The sequence below is a fragment of the Methanobrevibacter sp. genome (assembly GCF_030539665.1).
In the GTDB taxonomy this organism is placed as follows: Archaea; Methanobacteriota; Methanobacteria; order Methanobacteriales; family Methanobacteriaceae; genus Methanocatella.
This window is the reverse complement of sequence record NZ_JAUNXR010000004.1, coordinates 219,772-233,443: the sequence shown is the minus strand read 5'-3', so window position 1 is coordinate 233,443 and position 13,672 is coordinate 219,772. Positions and strand designations below refer to the sequence as shown.

Sequence of the window (13,672 nt, the reverse complement as noted above, 5' to 3'; positions counted from 1 at the left end):
TTTTAAAAAAAAAAGTAAAGAAAGAAGAGTTTATTTAATCTCAACTTCAGAGATTCCATTTCTCTTCTCAACATTTATTAAGTTATCTGCTGCGTTTTTAAGATGATCCTCATGTGTTACAATAATCATTTGAGGCAATAAGGTAATTTCTTTTAAAAGATTGATAAGCTCCTGTTTTCTGGAAGCATCCAAATGAACAGTAGGTTCATCTAAAAGAATTGTTTCTAAATTACCTTCAGATAAGGCTTGAGTAATTCCAAGTCTTAAAGCAAGGGCAATAGCTATTTTCTCACCACCACTCACCATTTCCAGGGAAGATTCGCCTTCAGGACCGTAGATTGTAACATTATATTCGTCATCTAAAATCAAATCAGAGTAGTTGAAGTTAAATTTGTTGAAGAACTCTTTTGTATATTTTTGAATTAAAGGTCTTGAATAACCCCTCAATTCTTTTTGAATACCATTCTTACTATAAAGGTCCCTAATTTTATTTAAAATGATTAAATACTCATCAGTAGCTTCATATTCTTTCCTGATGGAATTGTTAAGGAGAATCTTATCTTTTAAATCATTAACCTGAGCAATGAGTTCTTTAGACTGACCTTTAATAGTGTTTAACTCAGAACTATATTCCTTTTCCCTTTTTTCAAATAGCTCATATGAATAAAGTAACTTATCATATTTCTCTTTATCATAATTGGAACTTTCAATATTGTCTCTGATATTGGCAATTTTGTTATATTTCCAATCCATATCTTCTTTTTTAGAGATTAGTTGATCTTCAAGGGATTTCTTATTTTGGATGAAACCTTTAAGCTGATTATATTCGGCATCCTTTTGTTTTAAATCCTCAATACGTTCCTCAAGCTCTTTTGTTGTAATGTTAGTGGATAGATGACCATCCTTTTCAACAGCTGATTGGATATTGTTAACATGATGATCTATTTCATTAGCTATTTGATTTAATTTATATTGGGCTTCAGTTTCACTACTTAAAACTTCAAGTGCACCTTTAGCCTTTGTGTATTCCTCATAAGATTGTTTGAACTCTTCAATCTCTTTTTCTGTCTGAGAAATTTTCAAAACAATCTTAGCCAGCTTATTGTTGGTATATTCCCTTGTTTCGAGACTTTCATCAAGATCTTTAAGTTTTCTTAGATCCTTTTCAAGGTCATTAAACTTATAATTATACTCAATAAGATCTTTTGATACCTTTTTAACTTTCTTTTCTTTTTCCTCAAAATTCTCTTTGTTGGATTTTAAAAGACGAATAGTCTCTTTATCCTCTTCAATTAACCTATTGCTTTGCTCAATGTTATATTGGTAATAGTCAACAAGCTCCATTTTCTTACGACGATCGATTGGAGATTGACAAACAGGACAGACATTGTCAACATCACCCAATTCTGTCAATGGTTTTTCAGATGAGCTAATAGCTTCTTTAAGTTTAGCTATCTCCTCATTCTTGTCAATGATGTCTTCATTGATGGAAGTTATCTTTGTGGAAATGTAATCCATGAAATTTTCAACAACCCCATCCAATTCCAAGAAATTGTCAACATCCGCTAAAGTATCTTGATCCACTCCCAAGTTCTGAAGTTGTTCCTTAGATTTTGAGAAAAATGATTCCAGTTCATCACGACTCTTTTCAATGTTTTCCAATAATTCTATTTTCTCGTTTTCTATTTTATCAATGCCAATAAGTTCTTTTTCAATTAGTGACTTTTTGTCATTGAGCTTTTTGAGGCTTTCATTGGCAGAGTTATAATTAGCATAACCTTCCTTTTCATCTTCAACAATTTTCTGTTGGGTTTTGATAGAGTCAATCTTTTCAGATATTTCAATCTCTTCTCTTTTCAATTGTTGAATGCTGTTGACAGATTTTTCGAAATCAAGATAAAGAGGAAGTTTTTTGACGTATTTTTCCAATCTGGTCAATTTTTCTTCAGAAGATGCAATTTCATCTAATCTCTCTTGAATTACCCTCTTGTCTTTTTCAAGAATTGTTAGGGCATCCTGTTCTGATTTTAGATTATTGACAAAATTATCATAGATTTCCTTTTCACGTTCCATGTTAATTTTATCATTGTGGTTTTTCTCTTGAATATTCTTGATTTCTTTAATTTTTTCTTCCAAGGCCAAGCCATTTTCTTTTAACGAGTTTAGAAGACCTACTTTTTTATTGTGTTCTTCTTCAAGATTATTTGAAACAGACAGTTTTCCTTTAAGTTCAGCCTTCCTATTGTCATATTGTGCAATGATTGGACGAATGTTATTCCATGCAGTTTCTAGTGAATCCAAACCTAAAAGCTTACCGATCAATAATTTCTTCTCAGCAGGAGTCTTTTCAACCAGTTCTGCAATTTCACCTTGCCTTACATATATTGCATTTAGGAATAAATCTGTATCAATGGCTAAAATTAAAGCCAACTGTGCAGAAACTTCCTTATCCCCAGCACACATTGTTATGTAATCCCCATTGTCAATTGCCTTTCTAAGCAAAGTGGAAGATAACTTTGACTTGGTTTTATCCCTAACTATTTTATACTCTTTACCATTGGAAGTGAATTCCAATTCAACAATCATGTTTCCGTTACTGTTGTTTCTTACGAGATCATCTATTTTTCTCGCCCCATGCTGTTTGAATAAAGCGAAACTGATTCCCTCTAAAATTGTTGATTTTCCAGCCCCGTTTTCACCTACAATGATAGTAATTCCCTTATTGAATGTAATTTTAGCATCTTCATAGGATTTGAAATTTTTTAATGTTAATTTATTGAAAATCATCAGATAGCCTCTTTAAAAGTTATTTTAAAATCATCGTCCTGATTTTTATCGTCTGCTTCAATAGATTTCTTTTCATCAGTGTCATTATCAATAACCATGGAATCAAAGTTGTTTTCAAAATAGCTTCTAGCTATATTAACTGCCTCTTCATTATGATTTATTGAAAGTTTATTGTACAAATCAACACCTAATTTAACAATGCTTTCGTTGCCGAATTCTTTTAGCTTATCTTCTAAAAGTTCCTTAGGACCTATTTTACCTGAAGAAGTGAAATCTACAACATCTTCTTCGTCAATAAACTTGAAAACTGTTCTAACATTTAATGAGACAGGACCAAGCTCTGCTGAGATTAGTTCATGAATATCTTTAATGCTTCTATCAACATTGTAAACATTTAAAAAGATCATTGGTTTTTTATCAAGACCCTCAACACTAAGTTTTATGGATTTCAAATCATTTTCCAAATTGTTAAAATCGATATTGCGCCTAATGAATTCTCTTGATGGGTTGACAGGAACTCTTTTAACTGTTGGTTTAGGACCGTCCAAATCAACAACAACGAATCCCTTACCATTTTTAACATAATCGTCATATTCGCTTTTACTTAAAATGTCCATGGAACCAGGATATACCAATTTTCCTTTTCCAAAATCATCTTCAATGAATTTATGAATATGGCCTAATGCATAATAATCAAAGTTATCCGGCAAATCTCCGATTTCCAATTCATGTGCAAATGGAAGATACTTATCAATTCCTTGATGAAGAACTAAAATCGCTTTATCATAATCCTCAGCTTTGGAAGACAAGTTAGCTAAGGAATTTTTCAAGCTTTTTTTATGAGAGCTTGGCATAAACGGTATTCCACCAATAAATACCCCATTATGGACATAATTGGTATTGATGGTACTTATGAGTTTAAGGCCGAATTTCTTAAATAAAACTTGTGGCGGAATAGCTCCACTAGATAAAAGAGAGTCATGGTTTCCAGCAATGGCATACATTGGAATTCCTGCACCTTTTAACCTTAACAAACCTTTCTGAAAAGGCAAAAGTGCATTTGGTGATGGTTTTGCAGTTTGAAACAAATCACCAGAATGAATCACAAAATCAACATCTTCATCAATTATCTTTTCTATAATTTTATCAAATTCTTCAATTAGGTCTTTTTCACGTGCCTCAAGCCCGTATTGTCTATAACCCAAATGAGAATCTGCTAAATGTGCAAATTTCATTATAATTACCCTTAAATTTTTATATAATCAATAAACACTTTTAAAATTAATTTAAATTTTGTATTTTAATATTTGTCTTGTGAATTATTTAATTGTTTGCAAACCCATATTTCATGAGAAAAACAAACAATCCGGCAGCTAATAATCATAGCCCAAATTCATCAAATCCTCTTCTTGCTGTTTTAATTCCTCTTTACTGTCTTTTTTATATTTTGCTATCTCCCCAATAACGTCAATGTCCCCTCCATACATCCTTCCTTTAAATTCATCAATTTTAACTAAAGTAGGAACTTTTGTCATCAAACCTAACAAAACAGCCTCCCCTACATTTAAAGAAGGCAATTGCTTGACCAAATCTTCAGACAGACTTTCACTGGCTGATTGAACATGCCTTTGATCATCAGGCTCAACCAATCTCAGAATAATCATGTTGTTCATCTGAGACAATGCATCCTGATCCACTGTTTTTGGGGATTGGCTTACCAAACACAAACCAAGACCAAACTTACGTCCTTCACGTGCAACCCTTTGAATCCAGAATTTAGAATCGGATTCTCTTCTTTTAGGTGCTAAAATATGAGCCTCTTCAAGAATAAAGAATACTGGGAATTCCAGAGTTTCGTTTGAACTCTTGTTAAAGTAATTTTTACGTCTTTGCAATGAGTTTCTTAAAATATGACTTACAAGAACTTCAGCGGCATATTCATCCGTTTGACTTAAATCCAATACATTGGCTTTACCTATTTGAATATTTCCAAGAATGTTTCCCCTGTTTGTATCAAATAAATTAGCATATTTTTCTATTAAGTCATCAACCTTATTCAACACGCCCAATATATCATTTTTTTCACCAGCGCTTAACTCTTCGTCATTGCCCATTTCTATTAAAACACCCTTTATTATCATTAAAAAATTATTGGTGCTTGCTGCTCCCTCTTCTACCAGCTTATTTGCCTTTTTAAATGCGCGTCTGAAGTATCTTTCTTGTTTAAATGCATTTTTGGAAATATTGGCTAGTTTTTTTATCTCATTAAATGACATGTATCTTGGATTGATAGAAGGTTTGATTACGTTTACTTCCCCATTCTTAAATTCAGCATCCTTGTATTCCCCATGCATGTCAAAAACAAAAACAGGAACATCATAATCAAGCATCCCATCGATGAGGACAGAGACGGTATTGGATTTTCCAGCACCAGTCATTGCCAGAATGGCCAAATGTCGTGTTAGAATAGAATTTGCATTTACTTCAACATCAATGTCCTTTTGATTTATTAAAGAACCCAGTTTTAAAGGATTTTTGACCTTAAATACGTCCTTCAATATTTCTTTATTGGCAAGCTCTACAGGAGTTCCTGGAGGTGCGGGAGTTCTTGGAAGCTTTAAATGATCGTTAACATCACCAAGGATTCTTACTTTTCCCTTAATGTAAGATTCTGTTCCTTCAATTTCAGTAATCATTTTAACGGTCGCGGGATTGTATATATCTTCATTTAAAGAGACATTTCCACGAACCATTGTTTCTATCATTCCCAAAACCTGTTTATCATCATAATTTAAACATACATACTCTCCAACCTGAGGCATTTCATCAGATATAAAATTAACTTCAGTTGGAGAGGTTTCTCCAATACATCTTCCGATTATCATAAAAAGAACTCCTATCTTAACATTTCCCTACCGATTTTTTCCCTTAAATTAACCATTGCCGCTAACGAATCCATATCCCGGTTAGTAATGACGACATCATTATGTGCTTTTTTAAGCAAATATGGATAACCGTCAGTAGAATATTTCTTTATATTTTTTACAATCTCCAAAACTTCATCTCTGGAAGCCCTGTAAGGCAATTCAACCTTCAGCACGTTTTTATTATCATCTAGCCTTAAATAAAAAATTGTGAAAATCAAATCCTTAAAAAATTCATTTTCAACTAAAAAGTTGTATTTAACCTCATTAGCAACCTTTTTATAAATTATCTTGGATATTCCTGATTTTCCATTAGTATACTTGTCAAAAATGGATATGTCTGGAATGTTGCTTCTGAATAGATCCCTGTTAGTTGAAGTTTTTGATACTGCAATTATCTTTTTTTTATACTTTAGCAGTTGTTTTAAAAGAAGCAACTGCTCTATTGAAGTTAAAAACATTATATAATTAGTTTTATCCCTGTGAATATTGTAATATTTTTCAATAATTCTAGGAGCCTGTAATTTAAAATTGAAAAATCTAATATTCTCTTTAAGTTCCTCCAAGGCCATATCCAATATTTCATTCCTCATTGATTTAGATATGTTAATTCCAGATGGGAAGGGCCTTATTAAATCCCCTAACAATGATCCATCAAAAAGATAATAATCTATATTAAAACCTTCAATTGTTTTTATGGCATTTTTGGTTTCTAAAACACCCATATACAATCTTAATAAATCGTCAATATTATGGTGATGTTCTATTGTATCCAGGATTGAATCGTCAATTTTTACAAATTCATCGTCAAAAACCAGGGATTCACATCCTACTGCGTAAAATGTAAATGCCAAAAACTTTTTTTTATTAAAACTGCCATCTCCGGCTCCGATAGAGATTTTATTAGAACTAGGTGAAATTGGAATATTTTCCCACATTTCGGAAATGCTTCCATTATCATTGATTTCTGGAAGAATTTCTTTAATAGAGCCTCTTTTTTTAGCTGCTTCTAAATACAATGAGTCTAACATAATTTATATTATGTGAATAGTATTATTAAAATAAATAGTAAGAGTGATTGAAAAGAAATCACTCTGATGCTTTTCTAATAGCTGATGTAATTTCAAATATTTTTGCTTTGATATCATCGGTTTCTTCAACAATAGTACCAGTTACAATGATATCTCCACCAGCCTTAGCTGCAGTGTATGCTGATTCTGCATCCCTAATACCACCACCAACGACTAAAACCATGTCATCGGTAGCCATTTTAATGTAAGCCACCATTTCTGGAGGTATTGGTTTATCAGCACCAGAACCTGCTTCAATGTAGAAGAATCTTTGACCTAAAGATTCAGAAGCTAATGCATAAGCTGCTGCAAGTTTTGGTTTGTCCCTTGGAATCAATTTTGCATCTCCAACCCAACCAACTGTTCCGCCAGGTTCAGCTACGACATATCCCATAGGTAATCTTTCAATACCTGATTTTTTAACAGCCATTGAACCCAAAGCTTGTGCACCAATAATCCAGTACGGATTGTTTGAGTTTAAATAGCTCATATAAAATATTGCATCAGCATATTTGCTTACACTACTAGTATTTCCTGGGAAAATAATAATAGGCACATCAACATTTTCTGATAAAATTTTACAAGTATTATCAACATCTTCATTATTAACAGTTGATCCACCAATCATAATTCCATCGGTTCCGGCCTCAATAGCTAATTTTGCAATATTTAAAGCTTCTTCAGGAGTTTGTTCATCAGGATCAATAAGTGTGAAATGAATCTTCCTAGTTTTTAAGATTTCTTTAATTTGTTCTTCTACAATTGCCATAATATCATCTAATAATAATTTTTAAAAAAAGAAAAAATAGTTAAAAAGAGAATAAATCTATCCTCTTGGTTCTTTTGCTTTGTACCTTAAACCTTTGTAACCACATTTTCTGCAAGTGGTTGCACTAGCAGGGTTACGAGCATTACATTTTAAGCAAATTTTAACATTAAACATTCTGTTTTCCGCTTCTTCGAATCTTGCCATAGGTAATTCCTCCTTATAAATATTAAAAACAAATTAAATTAATAATCGTTATAACAAAATCAGATTTAAATTCCGTTTAATATAACTATTAATAAATATTTTAATTTTAATAGTATTTAAATCTTTAGTAAAACTGCCTTATTTCTTAGATTCTAAGAAATTATTTTGAATTTCTACAACTTCTTTACTTGTATCGGCTTCACTATATGCTTCTAAGAGTTCATGATTTAACTCTAAAAAAGTATGACCCCATTTGAATCCCTGAAGCATATCTTCAGCCTCTTCTTTAAATCGAGTAATATAAAGAGTTGCAGCGATTGCTTCAACTGTTGACAGAATACATGGCTTGCCATAGTTTACAGGATTGGTAGCTATTAAGAATGGAAGGGATCTGTGATACTTGGAAAGAGCAAAAAACTTTTTGGATTTTGTAACTTCATTCCAAGAGCAGTCAAGACCCACAATTCCCCTTCTTGATACGAATCGATAATCTTCATAGGAAACAGCTTTCTCTGCAAAAGGATTCAGGACAATGGCTCCTGAAGGAATTTTGTTAATGTTGTTGACAATCCTACATTTGCCTAGTTTTTCCATTTTTACTGTTGTACATTTCTTTCTGTCGCATTCATTTGCATGAAAAACTGTTATGTTCATATTATCATCCACTTAATTGTGCTATAGCTGTTTGGTTTCCTTTTTTAACCTCTTTAAGCAAATCAGCCTGTTGATCAAAGGTTGCTTTATCTACACCCAACAAATCATAAAGTTCCGGAGCTCCGGAATTATGTTTCAATGTGATGGATGTGAGTAAAGGTTCAATATATTCTGTAAATGCATCACAATAAAGATTGTTGCCCACTTTAACTTGAGTGTTGTTGTTGAATATTGCGTAAATAACATAGCTCTGGTTATCTTTATCAGCCACACACATGAAAATCTGTAAAGTCACGTTCCTATTGTTGATTTCCTGCTGACCTTGTCCAAGGTATATGTCCCAGTTCTGGTTGTTAAAAGTTCTATGCTCCGGACCTGTCATTCCCTGAACACTGTACAAGTCAACTAAAAAGGATGCGTTTTTACAAGTGGAAACATTATATTCAATGTGATGGACCGGATCCTTATAAGCAACAGCCCATTTATCAGTATTGTTAACTACGTTAACAGTACCTACAAAATCCCCTTCCATAAATTCGTTGGAAAAAGGAGTGGTTCCCTCACTAGATGAAGAATTTAAAATACCTGAAAATAATGCTCCTGCAACAATAGCCACTACAACTACAATTGCCGCTACTAGAATAATCTTTTTATTTTTATCCATTTTAAAAAACTCCAGTTTTATATAGAAAATATTTATAAAAACTATTTAATATAAATTATCCAAAAATAATCAAATGTCTAATTCTTCATTATTAAAGATTTTAAAGCTAATTAACATGCCCCATTCATCCATAAGCAAAAATATGCAATCAAATGTTAAAATTAAGAATTGAAAGAAGAATAATGGAAAAAATAACAGCCAACTAAAAGAAGATCCGTTGTCGATCTTTTAAAACAATGCTTAATTTTTTTTAATTGAGAATTGCATAATTACTTAAAAACAAAATAATAAACTATTTTAATTAAAAATAACAAAAGTTAGATAAATAAAGCGTTATTAGGGAATTTTATGAAAAAAAGAAACATATATAAAATTTTACTTTTAGCACTAGTTGTAATATTAATAGCGAATACTGGTTTTATTGTTCTTAATGAATCTACTGCAGACCATGAAAAAGCAACCGCAATTGGAAGCAATGCCAATGGGACTGTTTACAAGATAACTACTGGAAATTTGGATTCCAATGAAACTGCAGTCTTAATACTTGGTGTCCATCCAAGAGAACATGAAATCCATGAAGCTGTAAATGAAACTATAAAAAATATAACAAACAATGACGGAAGTAAACTTTCTAAAAAATTTGTAATATATTATGTAGTTGTTAATGACAATATTACATCTAGGGAAGAAACAAGAAGTGCCGGGGAATGTTTAGCCCATCAAGTAATTGTTCCGAATATAAAAAGTGAAAATCCGTTTGTTGTTGTGGACATACATGAAATTGATGGATATTATGAGTATTCAAACTTCATATGCCCTATTTCAAACAATTCAATAACAAACAACTATGCAGATAAAATATCTAAAGATATAAACGTAGTTAGGTTTAACTTTACGGAAGGAACAAGTCCTGAAGTTGTTACAAAGCCTATTTCAGAAAAGGGAATAAATACATTGATATTTGAAACAGCCATCACAAACAGCATACACGACAAGGAAGCAATTGCTAAAAAATTAATTTATTCAATTGACAGTTTAAAACCTTAAAAAGCTGGGATTTAAAATGAATACCAAAATCAGAGGAATATTGATTGGCAGAATGCAGCCCGTCCATAATGGACACATCCAAGTCATTAAAAAAACCTTGGAAGAGGTTGATGAAATTATTATTGGAATTGGAAGTGCACAATTAAGCCATGAACTAAAAAATCCGTTTACTGCAGGAGAACGTGTTATGATGGTGACACAGGCATTGGCCGAAAATAATATTGCCCCAAATAGATTCTATGTCATCCCAATGGAAGACATTAATTTCAATGCTATTTGGACAGCGCATGTTAAAATGATGACACCACCATTTTCCAAGGTTTATTCTGGAAATCCTTTAGTGAAACAGCTGTTTTCAGAAGATGGTTATGAAATAAGAACTCCCCATTTATATGACAGACTTCATCTTTCAGGAACTGAAATTAGAAAAAGAATGTTGAATGATGAAGATTGGGAAGAGCTAGTTCCAAAATCAACTGTAAGAATCATAGAAGAAATAAATGGTGTTGAAAGACTTAAAAACTTATGTAAAAAAGAAATTAGTGATTTGTGAGTGATTGAAATGGTCGTGAAAATTATTGAAAACAAGGAAGAAAAAATTGAAATGGCAGACTTGATAGCTGATCTTAAAAAAAGTCAGAAAGTTGACTATTCAGGAGCCATCTTTACATTTGAAGGAATTGTACGTGGAAAAGAAGACGAAATGACTCTGGACAAGTTAATTTTAACTACACCTGACGTTGAAAAAACTACTGAAGAGATTGAAAAGATTGTGGAATCAGCTAAAATAAAATATAACGTATTTGAAATTTCCGTAATACACCACATAGGTGAATTCTATACTGGCGACCCATTGTTTTTAGTAGCCGTTCTCGGAAACCATAGAGGAGAAACTTTAGATGCCTTGAAAGATGTTATTGAAAGGGTTAAATTCGAAGTTGAATTTAAAAAAGAAGAAATTTCAAATGAAGGCGTGAAAACCATTATGGCAGGAGGATAATGAATGGAATTATCTTCTCTAATTTTCTTTTTTATAAAAATTCTATTATTGTTTGGAATTGTTTATTGTATTGTAAAACACCTGAAAACAATTTTTATAATATTGCTGATAATATTCTTAATACTATTAGCTCAAAGCTACTTTGATTTTAGTTTAATAGAAATTATAAGGAACATAATTTCTTCTAGTTAAAAAAAAAGGATTGGAAAATATTTATTTTCCAACAATAATTTCTGTGGATTTGATGATAGCTTTAACATCATCCCCTTCTTTAAGACCTAATTTTTCAGCAGACTCTTTGGTAATTACAGCAGTGATAGTGGTAGGATCTTCCACTTCGATTTTAATACTTGCAGTTATCATACCAAGATTTACTTCGCTTACTTTACCTTTTAATTGATTTCTTGCACTTAATTCCATAATAAAACTTCCATTTGTATTATATAATATAATTATAAAATTCGATATTAATATATTTTCACATTAAGTTAAAAAAATTTATTAAAATATAATAATTAAAAAGTAAAAAAATATTACCATGATTATTGAAATGGAACAATTAGGAACAATAAAAACTCCTTTTAATGAAATTGAAGGAATGCCTATCCAACCAACTGGAGCAGTTGGAGTTGAAGGACAAATCATAGTTGATGAAAAGTTTCAAGAAGGCTTAAAAGACCTTGAAGGCTTCTCACATATCAACATACTTTATTTGTTGCACAAAGTTGACGGGTATAAACTTGAAGTAAAACCCTTTTTAGACGACAATACTCATGGAATATTTGCTACAAGATCACCAAAAAGACCAAATCGCATTGGATCTTCTGTTGTAAAAGTAGAAAAAGTCGAAGGAAATGTTGTGCACATCAGTAATGTGGATGTTTTGAATGGAACACCATTGCTTGACATCAAACCTTATGTTCCTCATTTATATGAAGATACAATAGATGAATTAAAAATAGGATGGTTTGAGAAAAAGCATCAAAATGCAAAAACTAAAAAATCAGATGATAGATTTAAATAAGCTATCAAATCCTCATTTTTTTATAATTTGCCAATGTCGGCCTCATCTATCAAATGTTCTTCCAGCTTTGTTCTAATATCATCTGGAATCGGTACTGATTTTTGCTCTATAAAGTCAAAATGGACCAGAACCGCCAAACCTTTTGCCTTAAGCTCATTATCCTGCCATGCTTCATGACCTATTGTAAATGAACTGTTGCCTATCTTTGTAATGTAAGTTCTTATTTCAACATCACCGTCAAAGAACATTTGGCCCAGATAATCATACTCTGTACGAACAAGAATCAATTTCCAGTCTTCATAATCCAAGCTTAAATTTGGAGTGAAGAATCTGAAAATGTCATTTCTTCCTGTTTCAAACCAAACCCCTAAAACATTATTGTTTACATGTCTTAATCCGTCAATATCTCCAAACCTAGGAGTCATACTTATTTTAAACATAAAAAACCCTTAAAAATATAAAAAAAAGTTGTAAAAGCTAGAGATTGTTAATAGCTTCTACGATTAATTCGATAGTTGATTCAATATCCTTCTTACTGCATACGCTAACTGTAGTGTGGATATATCTTGTTGGAACTGAAAGAACCCCTGTTGGAATTCCTTCCCTTGTCAAGTGAATTGCAGTACCATCAGTGGTTCCGCCGTCACTTACTTCCAATTGATAATCAATATCATTTTCGTCACCTGCTTTTATTAACATGTCCTTGATTGACTTTTGAGTGATGATTCCACGTCCGCTTGCGTCAATCAAAATGATTGCAGGTCCTTTGCCGATTACTGCAGGTGCCTCATCTGGCTTGATTCCAGGATGGTCACCAGATAAAGTTACATCTAAAGCAATAGCCATGTCAGGATTTAATCTATATGATGAAGTTTTAGCTCCTTTAAGACCAACTTCCTCCTGTACAGTACCTACACCATATACGGTAGCTCTAGTGTCCACTCTTTTTAAAACTTCCATCATCACATAGCATCCAACACGGTTATCCAAAGCCTTACCCATAATCAAGTCGTTTGGGAATTCTTCATACCATGACTTGAATGTGATTGGGTCTCCTACACAGACCATTGATTCGGCGTCTTCCTTATCCTTTGCTCCAATATCAATAAACATATCCTCAGCCGGGACAACCTTGTTCCTTTCTTCAGGTTTTGTAACGTGAGGTGGCTTTGAACCGATGACTCCAACATGATCACCAGTGGCGGAATGAATGGTTACGGTTTGATTCATCAACATCTGATCGTTGATTCCGCCGATTTTGGAGAATTTAATATATCCTTTATCATCAATGTATCTGACCATCAATCCTATTTCGTCCATATGAGATGCAAGCATTATTGTAGGTGCCTTCTTATTTTCACCTTTTTTGGTAGCTATAATATTTCCCATACTGTCCTTTTCAATGGAGTCGACATTATCTTTTAATTCTCTTTCAATAATATCAGCAATTTTTTCTTCAAAACCAGAAATACCTGGGGTTAAAGAAAGCTCTTTCATTAAATCCATACTTATTCACCTACTATCAATTA

15 protein-coding genes are annotated in these 13,672 nt (G+C 32.3%); 4 read left to right on the top strand and 11 right to left on the bottom strand.

What is annotated here, in order from left to right:
• Nucleotides 1-30: 30 nt before the first annotated feature.
• The 8 genes from Q4P18_RS06775 to Q4P18_RS06740 all read right to left on the bottom strand — a co-directional run bounded on the left by Q4P18_RS06775 (nt 31) and on the right by Q4P18_RS06740 (nt 9,072).
• Entirely contained in the window at nt 31-2,787 is a 2,757-nt protein-coding gene (locus Q4P18_RS06775; RefSeq protein ID WP_303337129.1) for an SMC family ATPase, read from the bottom strand.
• Nucleotides 2,787-4,022, bottom strand: coding sequence for a DNA repair exonuclease (locus Q4P18_RS06770; RefSeq protein ID WP_303337127.1), 1,236 nt, complete (start codon nt 4,020-4,022; stop codon nt 2,787-2,789). Before Q4P18_RS06770 ends, Q4P18_RS06775 begins: the two co-directional genes overlap by 1 nt.
• Before the next feature lie 138 nt (nt 4,023-4,160).
• On the bottom strand, nt 4,161-5,672 hold the full coding sequence (locus Q4P18_RS06765) for an ATP-binding protein (protein ID WP_303337125.1): 1,512 nt from the start codon (nt 5,670-5,672) through the stop codon (nt 4,161-4,163).
• Between the two features lie 11 nt (nt 5,673-5,683).
• Nucleotides 5,684-6,730 (bottom strand): DNA double-strand break repair nuclease NurA, encoded by a 1,047-nt coding sequence (locus Q4P18_RS06760; protein WP_303337123.1) that lies wholly within the window; start codon nt 6,728-6,730, stop codon nt 5,684-5,686.
• Between the two features lie 70 nt (nt 6,731-6,800).
• On the bottom strand, nt 6,801-7,550 hold the full coding sequence (locus tag Q4P18_RS06755; protein ID WP_303337121.1) for a geranylgeranylglyceryl/heptaprenylglyceryl phosphate synthase: 750 nt from the start codon (nt 7,548-7,550) through the stop codon (nt 6,801-6,803).
• 57 nt (nt 7,551-7,607) lie between these two features.
• Complete coding sequence (locus tag Q4P18_RS06750; protein ID WP_178648034.1) at nt 7,608-7,754, bottom strand: 50S ribosomal protein L40e; 147 nt, start codon at nt 7,752-7,754, stop codon at nt 7,608-7,610.
• A gap of 138 nt (nt 7,755-7,892) precedes the next feature.
• Nucleotides 7,893-8,408, bottom strand: a complete 516-nt coding sequence (locus tag Q4P18_RS06745) for a DUF367 family protein (protein WP_303337117.1) — start codon at nt 8,406-8,408, stop codon at nt 7,893-7,895.
• A gap of 4 nt (nt 8,409-8,412) precedes the next feature.
• Nucleotides 8,413-9,072, bottom strand: coding sequence for a hypothetical protein (locus tag Q4P18_RS06740; protein WP_303337115.1), 660 nt, complete (start codon nt 9,070-9,072; stop codon nt 8,413-8,415).
• Between the two features lie 348 nt (nt 9,073-9,420).
• Here Q4P18_RS06740 and Q4P18_RS06735 point away from each other — a divergent pair, with 348 nt between their 5' ends.
• From Q4P18_RS06735 to Q4P18_RS06725, 3 genes are read left to right on the top strand one after another with little or no spacing between them, the layout of a single operon-like run.
• A complete protein-coding gene (locus tag Q4P18_RS06735) occupies nt 9,421-10,119 on the top strand; it encodes a hypothetical protein (RefSeq protein WP_303337113.1) in 699 nt (232 codons plus the stop codon).
• Between the two features lie 16 nt (nt 10,120-10,135).
• Nucleotides 10,136-10,672 carry a nicotinamide-nucleotide adenylyltransferase gene (locus Q4P18_RS06730; protein ID WP_303337111.1) on the top strand — a complete coding sequence of 179 codons (537 nt, stop codon included), beginning with the start codon at nt 10,136-10,138 and terminating at the stop codon, nt 10,670-10,672.
• A gap of 9 nt (nt 10,673-10,681) precedes the next feature.
• The gene (locus tag Q4P18_RS06725; RefSeq protein ID WP_303337109.1) at nt 10,682-11,119 is read left to right on the top strand and encodes a molybdenum cofactor biosynthesis protein MoaE; all 438 of its coding nucleotides are present in this window, start codon (nt 10,682-10,684) and stop codon (nt 11,117-11,119) included.
• Nucleotides 11,120-11,332: 213 nt separating this feature from the next.
• Here the strand turns inward: Q4P18_RS06725 and Q4P18_RS06720 are convergent, their stop codons facing one another.
• Nucleotides 11,333-11,539 (bottom strand): molybdopterin-binding protein, encoded by a 207-nt coding sequence (locus tag Q4P18_RS06720; protein ID WP_303337107.1) that lies wholly within the window; start codon nt 11,537-11,539, stop codon nt 11,333-11,335.
• Nucleotides 11,540-11,657: 118 nt separating this feature from the next.
• Between Q4P18_RS06720 and tsaA the strand changes: the two genes are divergently transcribed.
• Nucleotides 11,658-12,143, top strand: coding sequence for a tRNA (N6-threonylcarbamoyladenosine(37)-N6)-methyltransferase TrmO (tsaA, locus tag Q4P18_RS06715; RefSeq protein WP_303337105.1), 486 nt, complete (start codon nt 11,658-11,660; stop codon nt 12,141-12,143).
• Between the two features lie 20 nt (nt 12,144-12,163).
• Here tsaA and Q4P18_RS06710 read toward each other — a convergent pair whose 3' ends face one another.
• On the bottom strand, nt 12,164-12,583 hold the full coding sequence (locus Q4P18_RS06710; RefSeq protein ID WP_303337103.1) for a thioesterase family protein: 420 nt from the start codon (nt 12,581-12,583) through the stop codon (nt 12,164-12,166).
• Nucleotides 12,584-12,620: 37 nt separating this feature from the next.
• Nucleotides 12,621-13,649 carry a M42 family metallopeptidase gene (locus tag Q4P18_RS06705; RefSeq protein WP_303337100.1) on the bottom strand — a complete coding sequence of 343 codons (1,029 nt, stop codon included), beginning with the start codon at nt 13,647-13,649 and terminating at the stop codon, nt 12,621-12,623.
• Between the last annotated feature and the right edge of the window lie 23 nt (nt 13,650-13,672).